Genomic DNA, 17,734 nt, shown 5'->3' on the forward strand with positions numbered 1-17,734 from the left:
AAACTCAGTCAGTTGTATGATCCTGAAAACCCTCATCTCAGACACCACCAGTCCTAACGACTTATCCCAAGCCATGAATGCGGAGCACGAACGAGCCAAATACCACGACCTCTATCATCATAAGGCATATGCCTTCTATGGACATAGCAATCATGGGCATAAAGCTCATGATTTGGTTTCTAACATGATGAACGAGGCACAAAATAAATCTCTCTTGGATGTAGGATGCGGCTGGAATGAATTTGTACAGCAGTTTCGCGAACGCCACCCTGACAAGAGGGCACTTGGAGCAGACTTTGCCTGTCCAGGCGCCGACTTGATTGCATGCGCCACAAGACTTCCTCTGGAAGCCAAATCAATTGGCGTTCTCACAGCTTTTGATATGCTCGAGCACCTTCTGCCAGAGCAAGTCCCCTTCGTCTTGGCTGAGTTTGCGCGAGTTGCAGAGAATTTTGTCTTTTCCATTTCCCATGCTCCCAGCCACGTCAAGTGGAAGGGGGAAACACTGCATCCAACAGTCCAGCCAGTTGAATGGTGGTTATCTCAAATCATGTGGGCGGGTGGTTGTGGTATAAGGCAAATCCAAGGGTTCATCACTGGCAAATGGGGAAATGCAGTTTGAATACCTTATTGATCTGTAAACTTGTATAGCCGAGGCAGAGACGCCCTGACTGAATGGTTCTTGTGCATGCTTAGAGCCTGTTATTAACTTTAAAAAGTGCTGTACACCGGTGAGGGTCAAAGCAATAAGCTTGGGATGGAACCTTCGACCGACAAACCAAGAACTGCCTACACAAGTGATGTCAGCGATGCAGAATGGGATTTTTGCCGTCCCTACCTGGTGCTGATGAAGGAAGATGCGCCCCAGCGGGACTATCCGCTGCGCGAGCTGTTCAACGCGTTGCGTTACATTGTGCGCTGCGGCTGCCAGTGGCGCATGATGCCTCATGACCTGCCACCCTGGCAGAGCGTTTACCAGCAAGCGCAGCGCTGGATGAAGGCATGCTGCTTCGAAGCCATGGCCCATGATCTGCGTGAACTCTCGCGCCTGGCCAAGGGACGCAAGGCCCAGCCCACAGCGGCCATCATGGATGGACGCACACTTCAGTCCTCGCCAGAGAGCGGCGGCCGGGCGGGCTATGATGGCTACAAGCGCCGCAAAGGCAGCAAGGTGCACATTGCGGTGGATACTCTCGGGCATCTGCTGGCGGTGAAAGTGACGGCCGCCAACGAGCAGGAGCGTGCGCAGGTCGGCGAGCTTGCAGCGCACATCCAGCAGTCCACCGGAGAGAATGTGGAGCTGGCCTATGTGGATCAAGGTTACACCGGTGAGGAGCCTGCACGACAGGCACAACAGCACGGCATCAAGCTGGAGGTGGTCAAGCTCTCGGAAGCCAAGATGGGCTTTGTGCTGCTGCCAAAACGCTGGGTTGTGGAGCGCAGTTTTGGCTGGGCGGCACGCTTCAAACGCCTCTCCCGGGACTACGAGCGTCTGGCTTCGACTCTGACTGGCATGCACTGGCTCGCTTTCGCGACCCTCATGCTCTCTTCTCTATTCGGCAAAAGTTAATAACAGGCTCTAGGGTGCTTTCACTCGCATGTAACGCCGTCCGACATCCCGGTCCAATGTAGCGCTAGTGCCTGTGATCTCCATCAGCCAGTCCTTTGCCCCCTTCCCCAAATCGTCCATTTTAATGGCTATTTTGTCACCTTTCTTGTTTGATTTCCAATGCCCTAAGCGCGGGCTTTTATTTTGCCCGCTTTCAAGCATCTGGAGTGTGCCATCAGGCATGAAATGAATTTCTCCATAAATGGCACCACCGATTTTTTCAATTGCATGGAGGGTCCACACTGGAGCCATCGGAATAGCAGGCCCGCTGATTTTGTTGAGTTCGATCTCCTCCCTTACTTTGCCAAGTTCCGTGACGGTTTCGAGCTTCGCTCCTCCAGCAGTTTTGAGCATGCTTTCAATGCGGGCGATGCTTGATTTTTGGATGGGCGCGAGAGCTTTTGCACGCGCCTCATCAAATAAAGAGAAGAGTTGCACAGCATTGGCATGAGGTGCCAACACTGGCTCGCCAGCAAGTTTGTCCTTGATTTGTGCAGTCAGCAGTTCAGCACCTGCTGTATCTCCCTGCTGCACCAGTTTGGTGATCATCGGCGTCGCGGCTTTTTCCAGGGACTGGTTCAGACGCTCCACCGCCTGGGCGGCCTGTTTGCGGTAGTCCTTGAGGATGGCGTCCGGGCTGTCAGCGAGGGCGGAGGAGGAGGCGAACGAGGCCAGCAGGAGGGCGAGGAGCAGTTGTTTCATGAGCACGTGGTTGGGTGCGCGAAAGATACACTTAGGAACATAACTTCAAGCTGAATAGAAGTTTATGATGATCCGTTGAACACCAGATTAAATTCCGTGACAACTACGTGAAACACTTACTGTCGAGTGGCGGCGGGCAGTCACGACCAACCGACATGGAGCTGGAACATGCCTGTGTCTTGGAGCGGGCGGGGGGGGGAGCCGCGTCCTGCCCGGCAGCAGGCAGGCCATTTCCCTCAGGTGAGAGGCGGTGAATCCGGGAGAACTGCAGGGCCAGTTCGGCAGGCCTGGGCGGCTCATGCAGGCACCCGCAGGTCTTTGCCTCCCGCTTGTTTTTGCCATTTAATATTGTAATATACCATATGAAAGCATTACATCAGCTCCATGGCCGGACCTGCGCCGAAACTTGCCATGCAGCGGCAGCCTTGCCCGGTCACTTCTTTGACCAAGGCCCCGCCTCTCTCCATCCGGATGATCCGGGCCTGGCATCACCTCCCTGGATTTTCTCATGACTCCAAACTCCCCCAAACGCGTTTTCTGGCTTTACGGCCTCTCCGGAGCCGGCAAGACGACTCTGGCCAATCAGGTGGCGAAACGGCTTCAGGAGAAGGGACACGCGCCGCTGGTTCTGGATGGCGACGCCCTGCGTTCCGGCCTGTGCCGGGATCTGGGCTTCGCGCCGGAAGACCGCCTGGAAAATGTCCGCCGCACAGCCGAGCTGGCGCGGCTGCTTTCCGCACAGGGGCATCTTGTCATTTCCGCCCTGATGACTCCGCATGAAAGCATGCGCCAGCTTGCCCGCCGCATCATTGGAGACGCCTTGTTTTACGAGGTTTACCTCCGCTGCGACTACAGCACCTGTGCGCGGCGGGACCCTAAAGGCCTCTATGCCAGGGCTGATGCCGGAGTGGCGAAACACCTGCCAGGCAAGGACATGGCCTTTGAAGAGCCGCCACGGCCTGACCTGGTCTTAGAAACGGGCCGCAGATCCGTCCAAGACTGCGTGGAGGCGCTTCATTCCGTGATCACCCTTGAAATGAGCACCCGGTAAAGCGCCGGCTGCGTGGTGTTCACGACCGGAAGCGACACCGGCTTTCGGCAAGCACGGGCAGCCTGCACCAAAGCCACGCCACACACTGCCAGTGCAGCCTGTCGCATGGCCCTGCCTGCCCGGGCGCGTCGCCCCCTTCCCCATGCCTATTTGCCAAAGGTCACCTTGAGAAGAAGGTGTTTCATGTGCGCGTGATTGAGTGGGGCGAACATAAAATGGAGGGCAAGCTGAATCCGGCCCCGGCTGGGAGGGAGGCCGTGCGGCTGGCGCACTAGGCACCGCCCCCCCCCGTTCACTTGGTGAAGACCACCGCGAGTGCCGGGCGCGCTTTTTTCAGGGGCGCGACACCCTCCGGAGTGACCATGGGGGATGTCACGACGAGTTCTTCGAGGTGGCGCAGGCCTGCGAGCCTGCCCATGCCGGCATCGGTGACGCTGGTCCGGCCGATGTGCAGGTATTTGAGGCTCTTCATCTGCCCGATCCATTCCAGATCGGCATCGGTGACGCGGGTGCATCCTGAAAGCCTCAGGTTTTCAAAGGACTTCAGCCCGGTGAGGAAGCGGAGGTGCCGCCCTTCAATGTTCGGCAGCAGATTGAGCGTCAGGGTCTTGAGTGACTTGCACTGCCCGAGGCTCTCAAATCCGGCGCCGGTGACGCCGTCGCCATCGGCTCCAATGTTGAGCGACTCCAGCTTCTCACAGCCGGCCAGATGCTTCAGCCCCTCATCGCTGATGCGGCCCGTGGACCAGAGAAAGAGGCTGGTCAGTTTCTTCATCCCCGCAAAGGCGGCCAGGCCCTCGTCGGTCAGTCCCGTGCCGCCGTTCCAGTTGAAGGTTTTGAGCCGCTTGAAGGCGCCGATCTGCAGCAAATCGGCGGTGGTCAGATTCTTGCTGATAAAGGTGACTTCGTCTCCGTCGCCGCCGCTGATGCAGGTGCCGCCCAGGGCCTTGACGACTTCAGCCAGCGACTTCCCCGCCCCGGCAGCGCTGCCGGTGGAGTTTTGGGCGGTTTCTGCTGCTGCGGCGGGCATGGCCGGGCTGCTGCCGGCCGCTGCGGCTGAATTTCCCGCCTCGATCTCCGCACGCACCTTTCCCAGTTCGGTCACCAGTTCCAGCTTGGGGCTGCCGGCACCTGGCTTGAGCATGGTTTCAATGCGGGAGATGCTGGCCTTCTGCACCGGCTCCAGCGCCTTCGCACGCGCCTGGTCATACTGCGCAAAAAGCAGCGTGGCACTGGCCTGCGGCGTGGGCACGGGCTCCCCGGCCAGCTTGGCCTTGAGCTGGCTTGTCAGCTGCTCCGCACCGGTAGTGTCCCCGTCGGAGATGAGCTTGGCGATGAGCGGCGTGGTGGACTGCTCCAGCGTCTCGTTGAGCTTCGTCACCGCCGCCGCAGCCGCCTTGCGGTAGTCCTCGGCGATCTTCGCCGGCGTATCTGCCAGGGCGGTGGAAAAGGAGACCAGCAGGAGGACGAACGGGAGCAGGTGTTTCATGAGCACGTGAGATGAGCGGACACGTAGATACCCGTAGGTGGATAACTGCAAGCTGAATTGAGATTTATGATGTTCCACCGAACAGATTTACAAAATCCATGGAAACCGGGCGGAATCTTTAGGTTAAGGTGGCAAATGGATTGGTCTGGCGTTTCACTGGGGATCTCTCAAGCCTTGGCGGCTCCTTTCTGCCGCTGACGCCCAGATGCCTGGCATCCCCTCAACACCCACACCGCAACAACTCCGCCAACACCGAGCCCTGAGGTTGAGAATGAACGGTGTGCGCCACTTGGGTTCACCGATGCCCGGCATCTTTTATCGAAGTGATCGAGCACGCGAAAACCACCCTGCCTCCCCCGCGCCTCTTTGCTGCTGCCGCCCCCTGCCTCCGCTTCATCAGACAGTGCCGTGACGACACCTTCCCCGCCAATGTCGGCATGGATGTCTTGACAAAAGGCGGCACGGTCAACGAGGCTCTGAAAGCCGTGAATGAAGTCGTTGACCGAGACAACCGAAGCAAGCTCGACGAGGAAGACATGCAGATGCCTTTCACGTCCGTGTTCAAGGACGGCCTCCATGGTCACTGCATCCTTGGAGACCTGCGCAGGCACAATGCCCGGATCAACGACGAGCGAAAAGCCGGCATGAAGAAAGCGGGGGCGCCTGTGCCATGAAGCGCCATCTGTTTCAGTTCGGCGCTCTTCTGATCCTCATCATCGTGATGGGGGCGTTCGGCTGGCTGCCGCTGCGCTGGAGTGATCCGGCCGCCGATCAAAGCCGTGCTGCGGCGTATTATGCGAAAGGCCTGAGCTGCCAAAAGGGCGGCGGCACAGCCGAGGCGCTGCGCTGGTTCCGCCAGGCTGCCGACCTGGGGCACGCAGGTGCGCAGGCCAAGGTGGGCACGGCCTATGCCACCGGCTCCGGATTGCCCGAGGACCCCAAGGAGGCGCTGCGCTGGTGGCGCAAGGCCGCCGCCCAAGGCGATGCTGAAGGCCAGTATGGGCTCGCGCTGGCACAGCTCTCCGGCTCCCTCATTCCGCAGGACAAGGAGGCCGGAGTGAAATCTCTGCAACAGGCCGCCAGCCAGGACTTTGCCCCGGCCCAGCACCGGCTGGCTGAGTGCTGCCTCCACGGCGATGGCATCACCGAGGACCCCGCCGAGGCCGCGTGCTGGTACCGTCGCGCTGCTGAAAATGGGCATGCCGATGCGCAGGTGGAATTCGGCTTCATCTGCAAACGCGGACGCTGGGGAGTGGCGCAGGACGCTGCACAGGCCGTGCAATGGTTTCAAAAAGCCGCCGCGCAAAAGGATGCGCGGGCGCAGTATCAGCTCGGCAAGTGCTACGCAGACGGCACCGGTGTGCCAAAGGATCTGGTGGAGGCCATGAAATGGTGCCTCCTGGCCTCTTCCACCTTCGGCAACGACGCCGCCGAGTGGATCGAGACTCACGAAAAAGATCTGACTCCCGGGCAGTACGCGGAAGCCCGCGCCCGGGCGGAGGCATTCCGTTCGCAGCAGCAGAAAAAGTGAAATGCAGGAACCCACGCTGACGCACCCAGGAATCAAACTGCACGGCAAATAAATCCCGCGACGCAGCCAGCCAGCGCCGGGCGTGCCATGAGGCTGCGAATGCAAGGCCTTCGCCGCATGCCATCCGTCTGCCCGGACGCGCTCCGAAAACCAATGTCTATGGTATCATACCACACTTTGGTATTTTTTAATTTTCATTCTCAAATCCGGGCCCAAGTGTTTGCTCATGTCCTTCATTTTCGCCTCCTCCCACCTCCCTGAAACCCGAGCCCAGCGTCCTGATGAATTGGAAGAGGAGGAGGATGACGCACAGCCCATGCTGCACAGCGGCAGCGTCCGTGCCTTCAGCCACCTGCCGGCGAAAAGATTGGCCGCAGATTCTGCCGGGGCCAGCAGCCGGTGGAGAGGGATCGTCCCGATCCCTCCACGCTCCGCCACACCCACCAGCCCCGCGTACTCCACACCGGGGGATCAGGATGATCCCCCTCCGCCAGAACGAGCCCTCGGCCACCCGTTCCAGCGCACTGAGACCCAGGACGCGGCCACGCCTCATGAAGACGGCATTGCCGCCGCCAAGGCCAGCGGCGTCTTCGATGTCGTCCGCCAGCAGTTCAACCGCGACGACTCCCCGCACTTCATGGATGAGGACGGCAACCTCCGCCCGCGTGATGAGGCCCGCCAGCAGGACACCCCTCCCCCCCGTGACCCTCGCAACCCGCTGGGCGTTGCCGGAGCGCCACCCCGTCCCGTGTGGAGCGCCGGGAACGCTGCCGCTGCGAATTCCAGCCGCAGCCCCCGCACCCCTTCGTTTGCGTCCGATGATACCAGACCTTGGTATATGCCGCCCATCACCCCCGAGGATCTCGATCCTCAGCACTCCGATGATGATGACGCCGCCGGTTCCCATTCCGCCCTCATCGGCAGGCCGGGAGTCCAAGACCTCCTGTACCGCACACATGGCGAATCTCCGCCCAAGCTAGAGCTTCAAGATCTCTTGTATCGCTACAAGGGCACCCCGGAGGAGGTGCGCGACCAGCGCAGGTCTTATTTCAAAAATGTGGCTGACGCCCATGGGGCCTCACCTCAGATGGCAGCCAGCGCAACCACCTTGGCACAGAATGGAGGGAAACAGCCGGGCACTGCTCCCATTCAGCCTCTTGATTCCAAGGCTAAAACCCAGCAAACCTCCCCAGCTGGACCTGTTCAGAACGGAAACGATCCCGTGGCCAAGCTAAAAGAACATGCCGCCAAATCACGCAACCCGATTTTCATCAAGGACTACTATGATGAGAAAACACCTCTTGAGGAAAAACTTCTGCTCAAGCAACTCATTCTGTCCTTGAAGGCACCACCTGGTGAAAAACTGCCTCTGCCCATTGCAAACCTGCAGCACTGGCTCAACGTCGAAAACCGCCCTGCAGCAGAAAATGAAGGGCCTCTGGAAATTCCATTTGAGAGCTTGTCAAAATTTGGCGTGATGAAAGATGGAGGTGAGAAACTTCTCAAGTATTTCAGCACGCATCCGGACAAAGTGTTCGAACAAAAAAACATGTTTGACTGGCTGCGTTCTCATCCAGACACCGCTGGCACGGGGGGAACTGTGCCGGATACCTACTGGGATACCTTGGTTTCAGGAAGAGATCCGGGGATCGCCGGATATTTTGGGTATGCAAGCCCTGGAAACGAAGAGTTTTTTTACGGACTGGGTGATGCCACGCTGACAGGCAGCTCTTCTGGAATCAAAGGATCGGTAGACAAGGACAATACGGCGAGAGCGCAAGGCAATATCGTTTACACGCTTAAAGATCGCTATGATTGGAACAAGAATCAAGGTGTCACCATCCCCATCACGATGGAAATGATCCAAAAATACCTGCCGAAGGGCGTGCCTCTCATAACGCCCAAAAGCAAGTCCATCCAAATCAATGATTCGTTCTTCCATGATCTTGAGAAGCGAGGGCATGGAAGAAGCTTCGATGTTCAGTCAAAGAGTCCGCCTCTCAGGTACGAATTTATTCAACCCAAGCCGGGGCAGCCTCCCACGCATCGCTTGATTCCCGCACCATCAACGGGAAATTTGCAGTTTGAGGGCCCGGGAGTTTTACCCTAGCTTCGTTCCATGAAGCCCAGCCTCCGCCGTTCCTGTGTCATTGTCTTCATCTTCCTTGCATGCATGTCCCTGCCAGCTGCTGGCAGGGCGCAAAATACATCTCCCTTTCTGAGCTGGGATGAACTGGCGGCACACGCCGGACTGGTGGGCATCAGCGTGAAAACCAAGGATCAGTTCAGATGCGACGTTTGTTTTGTATCGGCACGTAACATCTCAGTGGTCAAAGCCTCGATCCTGCTCACTCCTGACGAGTGGACCTTCTTCAACTCCAGCATCCCCAATCATCTGCTGCACCCTTGGGATCTGGGCAAGCTGGACATCGACATGTGGAAACACATGGTGTACATCGGGCTTCCCTTTGAGGGAACTGTGAATGTGGACCGCCTCAAGGACGGAGACAAATACACCATCCTTCGCCGCCCGGATCTCCATTCCATTCGCTTGTACATGCTCTCCCCCAATGCAGACGGCAAAAGCGGCATGCTGTTTTACTTCTACAACAAGGATTAGCAGGCGCCCTGAGGTCATCTTCAAAAAACCCAAACCTTGATGCATGCTGACCTGTGATCTAGACCCTCTCGTCATTCAGAGGCTGCAGCAGGAGGCCTTGGCCGGGCAGCCTGTCAGCCGCATGCTGGTGATGCTGCAGGCTGAACTTTCCACCGAGGATTGGGTGGCAAACGGCATGACTTCGAGCAGTTATTTAGAGGAAGCCTTTGGCTGGAGCATCAAGCAGGGTATGGCGATCAGCGCCTGGCATGGCTTCAAAGATATCGCCGCGTCTTGGACGGATGAGATGATCGACGCCCGCTATGCGCCGCTGCTGCAGGAGTGGATACAAAACCCTCCTCCACCACGTCCATCCGAAGCGGAAGAAGATGCGGCTTTGTCTCTGTCCGTCGGCACCCTTTCAGATGACGACGTGGAAGAAACGCTGAACTCGCCAGATTTACAAGGACAAGCCATGGGAAGCTTTGACCAAACCATTACACGAAAAGAGGAATCAAAAATGATCAAAGGAGTCGTTTTTCTCATTGGCAGCGTGATTGCGCTGGGAGCGGGCGCCCTGTCTGTTTGGATGGGGTCGCGCGACAACAATCAGGGGGAGTTCTTCGACCCCGTGACCGGTCAATGGGACTGGGGGACGGTGGCGTTTTATCTCCTCTACCCTCAGGTGCTTTGGTTGCTGCTGTTTGCCCTGTTTGGCGGATTTCGGCGGCGGGAAGAGGGATAAAAAATGCGCCCGGACATGAATGGCATCCCATGCCCTTGGTGCAAAGAATTACAAAGCCCCGCAGCGTTTGTTCTAGGTCAGAAACCTCGTGACGCTTCGATCTCAGCCGTTCATCATGGCATGTCATCACGTACCCGACCCCGTGCCCGCCATGAAGCCGTTTCTATCCTCTGCGTTCTCCTTTGCCCTGCTCTTCTCCGCCATCAGCATGGAGCCCGCACATGCGGCGGAGGGCGGCGAGAAGAAGGCAGTTCAGAAGAGCGCGAACAACGAGGCTGACGGCAAGGCCTTCGCGGCTGCGGAGGCGCTGTATGCGGAGGCCCAATACGCTGAGGCGGAGAAGGCCGCGCAGGCACTGGTGGCGGCGCGCACGCAGGCGCTAGGCGCGGAGGCCCGGGAGACGCTGCGCGCCCGCCTGCTGCTTGCAGACGCCCTGCGCATGCTGGGCAAGGTGAACGAGTCAGAAACGCACCTGCGCGAACTGCTGCCGCTGATGGGAAAAGTCCTCGGCGCGGAGGATCGCGAAACACTGCACTGCCAGTCCGCCTTGCTCGCGGCCACAAGCAGCTTCACCACGGGGGCTGCTACCGAAAACGAGTTCCGCAGCCTCGTGGCCACCCAGACACGGGTGCTCGGCCCTGAGGATCCAGTCACTCTGATGACGCGCCGACGTCTGGCTGAAGGCTGGTACTGGCAGGGAAAACAAAAGGAGGCCGAAGCGGACCTGCGCGAGAGGCTGGTCATTTACGAGCGCAAGCTTGGAGCCGAGGACAGGGAGACACTGCGCTGCCAGTACCATCTCATCCGCGTCTTGTCTGCCCAGAACAAATACGCCGAAGTCGAGGCGCTATGCCGCAGCCTGCTCCCCCTGGAGACGAAGGTGCTCGGAGCTGAGAACGAGGAGACGCTGCACTGCCAGACCTATCTCATCGGAGCCCTGTCTGCCCAGCACAAGCATGCGGAGGTGGAGGAGCAATGCCGCAGCGTGCTCCCGCTCCAGATCAAGGTCTTCGGAGCCGAGAGCAAGGAAGCGCTCGATTGGCAGCTCCATCTCCTCGATGCCCTGATGGCCCAGCACAAGGACGGGGAGGCGGAAAAGCTTTGCCGCAGCCTGCTCCCTATCCAGAATACTCTCATCCAATCCCTGACTTCTCAGAACAAGCATGCGGAAGTGGAGGCGCTGTGCCGCCGCCTGCTGCCGCTCCAGATCAAAGTGCTCGGGGCCGAAAACAAGGACACGCTGCACAGCCAGCTCCAGCTCATCCAAGCCCTGTATCCCCGCAAGATTGCGGAAGTGGAGGAGCTGTGCCGCAGCTTGATCCCGCTGCAGATCAAGGTGCTCGGAGCCGAGAGCGAGGAAACGATGGCCGGTCATCTCCACCTTCTCGGAGCTCTGATTGCCCAGGACAAAGAAGCGGAGGTGGAGGCGCAGTGCCGCATCATGATACCACTCCAAATCAAGGTCTCCGGAGCCGAGAGCAAGGATGCGCTGAACTTGCAGAGCATTCTCCTCCGAGCCCTGGCCGCCCAGGACAAGGACGCGGAGGTGGTGGAGCTGAGCCGCAGCCTGCTGCCGCTGCAGGAGAAGGTGCGCGGCGCGGAAAACAAAGACACTTTGGAAACCCGCAGCCGTCTGGCCCATGCCCTGAGCGAGCAGGAGAAATGGGCGGAGGCCGAGGCGGAATACCGCAGCCTGCTGCCGCTGCAGATCAAGGCGCTGGGAGCAGAAAACAAACGCGTTTTGGACACGCGCAGCGGCCTGGCACGCAGCCTGAGCCAGCAGAAGAAATGGCCGGAGGCCGAGGCGGAATACCGCCAGGTGCTGCAGCTCTGCGAGCGCGTGCTCAAGCCAGAAGACTCGCACATGTTCTCTCTTTACGGGCTGAATGAATTCATCAGAGTCCTGAGCAAGAATGACAAGCTGGAGCTGGCGGAGGAGCTGTGCCGCCGCGTGACCGCTTTTTACTCCAAGCTGCTGGGGCCGGAGAACCAGACGACTTTGGGCCAGCGCGGCGCTCTGGCCGACATCCTGAGTGACGCGAAAAAATTCACGGAAGCCGAGGCCGAATACCGCGAGCTGCTGCCCCTCTTTGACAAGGTGTGCGGCGCGGAGTCTCCGCGCACGATGAGTCAGCGCTGGTCTCTCACCCACATGCTGCTGCAGCAGAAAAGATATGAGGAGGCGAACAAGGAGCTCCGCCAGATGATGGACCTCGCCGCACGCGCGCCCGGCCCGGCGGATGAATCCCCGCTGGAAAAGGTCACATGGCTGATGAGAAGCCTTGAAATGCTGGACCGGCATGCGGATGTGGAGGCGCTGCTGCGCGAGTATCTGCCCGCCTTCATCAAGACCCATGGCCAGGACCACGGCGAAGTCGTGGAATTGCAGCGCATCTTCATCGACGCACTGAAGGAACAGAAGAAAGACACGGAGGCGGAGAAGGAGAGCCGAAGCGTGATCGCCGCCCAGACCCGCGTGCACGGGCCGGAGGCCAAGAAGACCCTGAAGGCCCGCAGCGCGCTGGCAGGCCTGCTCGCTCAAATGGACCGGGATGCCGAGGCGGAAACAGAATACCGCCAGCTTCTGCCACTTTATACCAGGGTGTTTGGCGCGGAGTCGGAGGACACCCTGCGGCAGCGCATGCTTCTTGCCACCCACCTGAGCACTCAGGACAAGAATGCCGAGGCCTGCAAGGAGCTCGGCGAGGTGCTCGACATCTCCCTGCGCGTGCTCGGTGCCGGAGACATGCACACCCAGGCCCAGATCGCGATTCTGCTGTCATGGCGCAAGACGGAGGACCGGGGTGCGGAAGTGACCGCGCAGCTGCGCCAGCACCTGCCCGGCTTCATCCAGACCTATGGCCGGGATCACACCAAGGTCCTGGACCTGCAGCGGGCCATCATCGCCACGCTGGTCACGCTGGAGAACTACGCGGAGGCGGAGAAGGAGAGCCGCAGCCTGATCGCCGCAGAGACCCGCGCCCTCGGGCCGGAGGCCCCGGAGACCCTGGAGTCACGCCGCACGCTGGCCGCCCTGCTCACCCAGCAGCACAAGGAGGCGGAGGCCGAAAAGGAATGCCGCCAGGTGCTGGCCCTCACTGAGCGCACCCTCGGCGCCGAGCATCCGGAGACGCTGTCCACCTGCTACCACCTCGCCGTTTACCTCGGCACGCAGAAGAAGACCCAGGAGGCCCTGAAGTACGCCCAGCGCGCCTACGCAGGCCGCCTGAAGGTGCTGGGCCGGGACCACGAAGACACACGCGAGGCCAATGAACTGGTGGAAGCACTGACCAAGCCCGAGACGAAGGCCTGAGGGGCGGGGCTCCGCCATGTTTCGCGCCAAGCATGCGCATGCCCACCGCGAAGCAGAGCGGCTTGTCCTCAAGCCGCCGTCGCGCGTCGCCACGCGCCGCATTGCTGCATTCCGCTTTGGAAAACGCCGTGTCATCGCAGGCATCGGAAAATGGAAAGACTCAAGTGGCGCAGCAGTCCGTACTGGGAGCGCCGGTTTGGATAGTGTTTCCCGAAACTCATTTCCGAAACGCGCATGGGAGGACCACACTCTACCGTGTCGTTTGAAAATCGGAGGAACGTTCCATTCAGCCGCAGAGGAGCGGAGAGGCAGAGGGAGCAAAGAACAGATTCAATCTCTGCCACCTCTGCCCCTCTGCGGCAAACCGAACATCCTCAGGCTCCACATGCCGGAAATGAGTTTTTGCGAACCGCCATAACCAGCGCCCACACAGCCCGCCACGTGAACACCAAAGACCAAGAACAGAGAACATATATCACATCATACCACACTCCGGTATTTTTTCACTTGCATCCCCAAATCCAGGCCCAAGCTTTCCAGCAAGGCCTTCATCTTCTCCACCTCCCACCTTCCTGAAACCCGAGTCCGCCGCCCTGACCACCTCGAAGACGAGGAGGAGGAAGACGTCATGCAACCCATGCCCCGCGCCGGCGGCGTCCGCGCCTACAGCCACCTGCCGGTGCGTGACAATCCTGCGCCTTCCACCGCCCCGCTCCGGGAAGACAGCCCACGGAGAGAGATCGCCCCGATCCCTCCACGCTCCGCCACACCCGTCGGACGCCCGCGCCCCTATGTCGATCCCGAGGAAGACATCGAGACTGATCACGATCTGGGCACCTCCCACGCCCCCGAGCCGGACTCCGACCACGATGACAATAACGCCCCCCGCTCTCATGATTACCAGGACGACAGTCCCTGGTACATGCCCCGCATCACCGCCCAAGACCTGCCCCCGCAGGCCCACGATGAGGATGTGGGCCGCTCCAGCCTGAACCGCCCCGTCCGCGACTCAGGCTTCGACGACGCGCATTCTGCTGAACGCAGCACCTCCACCACTCGAGACAACGGCTTCTCCCCCTCCCCGCAAGACCTCCGCGACGCCTTCCATTCTCCCACCAGAGAAACCCCCGCTCAAGACAGCCGCCCCGCCCTGACCCGAGGCCGCATCTTTGAAAAGCGCCTGCCTCCCGGCCTCCGAGGTCAGAGCTCAGACCAGTTCCAAAGCCTGGCTGACAAGCCTGAATACCATGATCTGGTGTATCGCCCCAGCAGCCAGGAGGATGAGCAGGATCAGCGCGGAGGATTCTTCCAGAATGTGGCGGACACCCGTACCACAGGGCAGTCTCCATCACACCCTCAGGCACCGCAAACATTCGCGCAGAATGTCAGGCCTGCGGCGCAACCACAAGCCCAGGCTCAACAGCCAGCGGCTAATCCTGCGCAAAATGTGCCTGCAGCAGCACAGTCCCCGGCACCAGCCCCGCCTAAACTTAAAAGCTACTTTGTTTTTCCGAGGGGTGAAAATGTGGTCATCTTATACAACAAAAAGGCTGTCGAAAATCTCTATTGGCAATTCAGCAGCGGCACAGCAATGGAGCAGCAAGGTTTGAGGATTCTTCAGGATTATTCAGGTTCAACTTCGAACCCCAGGCTCATAGACATCTCGGATCCTGGATGGGTCAGGAAACTGGAGGCGCTAGCTGCTGCAAACAAAGACAAAGGCGGCTTCACACACCTGGTGATTATAGACCACGGCACTCGGGGCGATCAACGTTTTGGGGTTTTCCCAGGCTCCTACGAGCACGAAACCGCCCTCACACCGGAATCAGCCGCCTGGCGCATCATATCCAGCGTCATGGCTCCGGATGGACACATTCATTTTGCCGGCTGCTATGTTGGCAGGGCTCAAGCCGGACAGGATTACCTGAACGATCTGCTGCGCTCACTTGGCAAGGGCACCAAGATCACGATTGACGCCGTCACGGGTCCAATGTTCAATCTGAACAACGCCTTCGAGGGTGATCTCATACAGGCGCAGCCAACCGAGCCAACCCAGCCATCCCCCTTGCCGTGAAAATTAAACTGATGATCGCCGTTGCTCTGGTGCAGGCATGCCTGCTCGCCTGCTCCGCAGACGAAGCCGACCCCATTGACCTGCTCGGCAAGGCAATCCTGGATTCTGATGAAGTGAGGATTTTATACAATATTTCAGGCAGGGAGGCGAACCTGACTGGCTACCGGTCCATGACGCTAAAAGGCAAAAAGTGGCTGGCGGATGTTTTTTCCAAGGCGGAATTCCGCAGACTCGGAAACCCCGACGGCACCGAGGACCCGACCGGCGGAGACGGCTTCAACACCGACCGGGGCATGATTCTCAATGTGTACAAGAACAAGCGGCTGACCCATCAAATGCTCATCATTGCAGGTGATTACATCAACCTTGTCCTGCCCAAATACGCCTGGTATGAGACATCATTCGCAAACACCCCCAAGGCTGACAGCCCCGTGGACATCAATGCACCGTCGATCGAGGACATCCTGTTGAGGGATGTCAAAATACTCTCGGCCTCGGGGGACTGGGAGGAGGCCCTGTCCTGGACGGGGGACATGGATGAACTCAATGCACGTACCGAGGGATTCATGCCGGGAATCGTCAAGCCCGGCGCGCCAAAGCCAGCGTCAGAAAAGTGAAAAAGTTGCCAGGCATTCTGTACAACCTGGGCGGATCAAAGCATTGATTGACAATCTGTCTGCTCAATCCCTGCGGATCGGCCCCAAGCGCGCGGAGGCGAGGCGGATGCCGGTTTCCCTTGCCGCCTGTTCTGTGAGCTCTCTTCCATTCAACCCTTCAGAGGCAAACTCGCTGTTCCCCGCTGCTGTTTCAACCACGATGCCCCAGCCACCCATCCAGCCCCGCGCCTCTGCGGACTCAGCCAATGCTGTTTCATGCAGTTGTAATTGAAATGTTTGAGCTTCATGTCTCTACCAAATGCCTGGCATCTTTTTCTGGTTTTGGATCGGCTATAATTATGCAAATGCGCGTCAAAGAGGCTGGCACCCTGCTGGACGTGCCCCTGGACCCAAGCCAGGGAACTATTGGTGGCTGACTCCACCGCCAGCCTCTTATCCATCAAGGCCGCAGGAACGTCGCTGGTTTTAAACTAAAGTTTGACCCTTCTGTCACACTCAAACTAAAGTCTCCTGCATGATTCACTTGGATGCCAAGTTTTTTTCCAGCCGACTCTTCATTTCAAGCCTGTGGTTGGCGCTTGGCTTGATCCTTGGTTTTTGGATGGATTTTTTCCACGGACGTTGTTTTGGCATCGGCATCGAGTTTGATTTAACTGATCACGAAAAATACTTGGTGCTGGCTGTTTCGTTCTGTGCGTGCCTTTTTTTCAATCGAAAAAAGAAAAGGAAATCATTTCACGACGGCATGTTTTTTCGACATGACATCAAAGCCCTGGCATCGCTGCTGATCATGGGATTTTTTTCGTACTGCCACCTCCTGCCGTCCACGGTTCGCAACACCGCTTTTAGATGGGGAATCATCACCTTTTTGCGCGATTATCCCGGGGATGCAGCCATCCTCAGGAAATTGCTGATCGAGAAAAAGCCTGATCCGGCAGAAGCCCTGCCCTCTTCCTCTTTTTTAGGTTTTGACGGAATGGGAGAAAAATGGCAGACCGATTTACGTCCCTTGTGGATAGTCTATTCCGGGCGCTGCAACACACTTGTCTTCAAGGCGCATTTTAGATACGTAGTCGCCGTATTTCTGGACAGCGTGGACGAGGCAACGGCAAAACAAATCATTGCGGAGGACAGCAGCAGGATTCCATGTTTTGAGGGACGCCGTGTGTTCAGCACTACAGCGTATGGGGTGACCTTGGTTTGGGAAGATATCACTTAAACAAGCAGGAAGCCAGACAAAATGCCTGGCATGAATGGCACTCGGTTAAGAGCGTTGATCGTGAACTTTGGAGCTGGCGGGATGCTCTTGGCGCGGCGGCGTTTGTTGCAGACGCTGCTGGCTGAATGGAAAATCCAGCCACGCAAGATGAACAGCCCATAAGAACGCGCATTCTCCCACGTCATGCGGCACACATTCGCTGTCATATTTCACAATATTACTTTCTTGTACTTTATGGTATATTTCCGCTTGCATTCCTCAATCTGGACCCAAGTTTTACATCATGTCCTTTATCTTTGCCTCCTCTCATCTCCCTGCCACCCCAACCCAGAATCCCCAGTCCGAGGAGGAAGACGCACTGACCGAGCCTCGCAGCGGCATGGTGCGCGCTCTCAGCCACCTCCCGCAGCGCGCTCCTTCATATAAAACAGCACCTTCACCTTCATCGTCGGCATCAGACGCTGCGCAAGCATTCGCTCAGAATCTGAAGAAGAAGTGGGAAAAAATGCAGCCTCAGGCCCCCAAGATAACGATGGACCCCAACGGAGCCATGCACATCCCGAATCCTAAGCCCAAATGGGCTCAGGCACTGATTGTTCCAGGAGGATCTGAGCAGGATAGGCGGCCGAGACCTAACCCCTACAGGCCCAGGGATCCAGACTGGCACCCGGATTTCAAGCCGACCCCCAAACCCTACAGGCCCCTTCTCCCAGGAGACGGAAATCCGGAGAGCTCTGTGCCTTACAGGCCCTGGGATCCAGACTGGCACCCGGATTTCAAGCCGA

14 protein-coding genes are annotated in these 17,734 nt (G+C 58.5%); 12 read left to right on the top strand and 2 right to left on the bottom strand.

Annotated features, from left to right (window positions below):
- Positions 1 to 16 precede the first annotated feature (16 nt).
- Both AC24GY_RS25375 and AC24GY_RS25380 read left to right on the top strand, forming a co-directional pair.
- A complete protein-coding gene (locus AC24GY_RS25375) occupies positions 17 to 622 on the top strand; it encodes a class I SAM-dependent methyltransferase (RefSeq protein WP_487688714.1) in 606 nt (201 codons plus the stop codon).
- Positions 623 to 757: 135 nt separating this feature from the next.
- Positions 758 to 1,570, top strand: coding sequence for an IS5 family transposase (locus AC24GY_RS25380; RefSeq protein ID WP_487688717.1), 813 nt, complete (start codon positions 758 to 760; stop codon positions 1,568 to 1,570).
- Positions 1,571 to 1,579: 9 nt separating this feature from the next.
- Here AC24GY_RS25380 and AC24GY_RS25385 read toward each other — a convergent pair whose 3' ends face one another.
- Positions 1,580 to 2,158: a hypothetical protein gene (locus tag AC24GY_RS25385; RefSeq protein WP_487688720.1), complete on the bottom strand. Its 579-nt coding sequence runs from the start codon at positions 2,156 to 2,158 to the stop codon at positions 1,580 to 1,582.
- A gap of 661 nt (positions 2,159 to 2,819) precedes the next feature.
- Between AC24GY_RS25385 and cysC the strand changes: the two genes are divergently transcribed.
- Positions 2,820 to 3,362: an adenylyl-sulfate kinase gene (gene cysC, locus AC24GY_RS25390; protein ID WP_487688722.1), complete on the top strand. Its 543-nt coding sequence runs from the start codon at positions 2,820 to 2,822 to the stop codon at positions 3,360 to 3,362.
- A 292-nt stretch (positions 3,363 to 3,654) separates the two neighbouring features.
- Here the strand turns inward: cysC and AC24GY_RS25395 are convergent, their stop codons facing one another.
- Positions 3,655 to 4,851, bottom strand: a complete 1,197-nt coding sequence (locus AC24GY_RS25395) for a leucine-rich repeat domain-containing protein (protein WP_487688725.1) — start codon at positions 4,849 to 4,851, stop codon at positions 3,655 to 3,657.
- 323 nt (positions 4,852 to 5,174) lie between these two features.
- On the opposite strand from AC24GY_RS25395, the gene AC24GY_RS25400 reads away from it, so the two are divergent.
- From AC24GY_RS25400 to AC24GY_RS25440, 9 genes are all read left to right on the top strand, one after another.
- Positions 5,175 to 5,525 (top strand): hypothetical protein, encoded by a 351-nt coding sequence (locus AC24GY_RS25400; RefSeq protein ID WP_487688728.1) that lies wholly within the window; start codon positions 5,175 to 5,177, stop codon positions 5,523 to 5,525.
- Positions 5,522 to 6,382, top strand: coding sequence for a tetratricopeptide repeat protein (locus AC24GY_RS25405; RefSeq protein WP_487688730.1), 861 nt, complete (start codon positions 5,522 to 5,524; stop codon positions 6,380 to 6,382). The genes AC24GY_RS25400 and AC24GY_RS25405 overlap by 4 nt, the downstream gene beginning before the upstream one ends.
- 838 nt (positions 6,383 to 7,220) lie before the next feature.
- A complete protein-coding gene (locus AC24GY_RS25410; RefSeq protein WP_487688732.1) occupies positions 7,221 to 8,492 on the top strand; it encodes a hypothetical protein in 1,272 nt (423 codons plus the stop codon).
- A 9-nt stretch (positions 8,493 to 8,501) separates the two neighbouring features.
- The gene (locus AC24GY_RS25415; protein ID WP_487688735.1) at positions 8,502 to 9,002 is read left to right on the top strand and encodes a hypothetical protein; all 501 of its coding nucleotides are present in this window, start codon (positions 8,502 to 8,504) and stop codon (positions 9,000 to 9,002) included.
- Between the two features lie 43 nt (positions 9,003 to 9,045).
- A complete protein-coding gene (locus AC24GY_RS25420) occupies positions 9,046 to 9,726 on the top strand; it encodes a hypothetical protein (RefSeq protein WP_487688737.1) in 681 nt (226 codons plus the stop codon).
- 151 nt (positions 9,727 to 9,877) lie between these two features.
- A complete protein-coding gene (locus AC24GY_RS25425; protein WP_487688740.1) occupies positions 9,878 to 13,039 on the top strand; it encodes a tetratricopeptide repeat protein in 3,162 nt (1,053 codons plus the stop codon).
- 628 nt (positions 13,040 to 13,667) lie between these two features.
- On the top strand, positions 13,668 to 15,113 hold the full coding sequence (locus AC24GY_RS25430) for a hypothetical protein (protein WP_487688742.1): 1,446 nt from the start codon (positions 13,668 to 13,670) through the stop codon (positions 15,111 to 15,113).
- Positions 15,110 to 15,730, top strand: coding sequence for a hypothetical protein (locus AC24GY_RS25435; protein WP_487688745.1), 621 nt, complete (start codon positions 15,110 to 15,112; stop codon positions 15,728 to 15,730). The genes AC24GY_RS25430 and AC24GY_RS25435 overlap by 4 nt, the downstream gene beginning before the upstream one ends.
- A 514-nt stretch (positions 15,731 to 16,244) precedes the next feature.
- Entirely contained in the window at positions 16,245 to 16,949 is a 705-nt protein-coding gene (locus AC24GY_RS25440) for a hypothetical protein (protein ID WP_487688747.1), read from the top strand.
- Positions 16,950 to 17,734: the final 785 nt, after the last annotated feature.

The sequence above is a fragment of the Prosthecobacter sp. Pr1 genome (assembly GCF_057652315.1).

Bases quoted from the DNA above. Each gene is read 5' to 3' on its own strand.
- AC24GY_RS25425 (WP_487688740.1), top strand. From the start codon at position 9,878: ATGAAGCCGTTTCTATCCTCTGCGTTCTCCTTTGCCCTGCTCTTCTCC.
- AC24GY_RS25375 (WP_487688714.1), top strand. From the start codon at position 17: ATGATCCTGAAAACCCTCATCTCAGACACCACCAGTCCTAACGACTTA.
- AC24GY_RS25410 (WP_487688732.1), top strand. From the start codon at position 7,221: ATGCCGCCCATCACCCCCGAGGATCTCGATCCTCAGCACTCCGATGAT.
- AC24GY_RS25380 (WP_487688717.1), top strand. From the start codon at position 758: ATGGAACCTTCGACCGACAAACCAAGAACTGCCTACACAAGTGATGTC.
- AC24GY_RS25430 (WP_487688742.1), top strand. From the start codon at position 13,668: ATGCAACCCATGCCCCGCGCCGGCGGCGTCCGCGCCTACAGCCACCTG.
- cysC (WP_487688722.1), top strand. From the start codon at position 2,820: ATGACTCCAAACTCCCCCAAACGCGTTTTCTGGCTTTACGGCCTCTCC.
- AC24GY_RS25385 (WP_487688720.1), bottom strand. From the start codon at position 2,158: ATGATCACCAAACTGGTGCAGCAGGGAGATACAGCAGGTGCTGAACTG.
- AC24GY_RS25420 (WP_487688737.1), top strand. From the start codon at position 9,046: ATGCTGACCTGTGATCTAGACCCTCTCGTCATTCAGAGGCTGCAGCAG.
- AC24GY_RS25405 (WP_487688730.1), top strand. From the start codon at position 5,522: ATGAAGCGCCATCTGTTTCAGTTCGGCGCTCTTCTGATCCTCATCATC.
- AC24GY_RS25415 (WP_487688735.1), top strand. From the start codon at position 8,502: ATGAAGCCCAGCCTCCGCCGTTCCTGTGTCATTGTCTTCATCTTCCTT.
- AC24GY_RS25395 (WP_487688725.1), bottom strand. From the start codon at position 4,851: ATGAAACACCTGCTCCCGTTCGTCCTCCTGCTGGTCTCCTTTTCCACC.
- AC24GY_RS25440 (WP_487688747.1), top strand. From the start codon at position 16,245: ATGATTCACTTGGATGCCAAGTTTTTTTCCAGCCGACTCTTCATTTCA.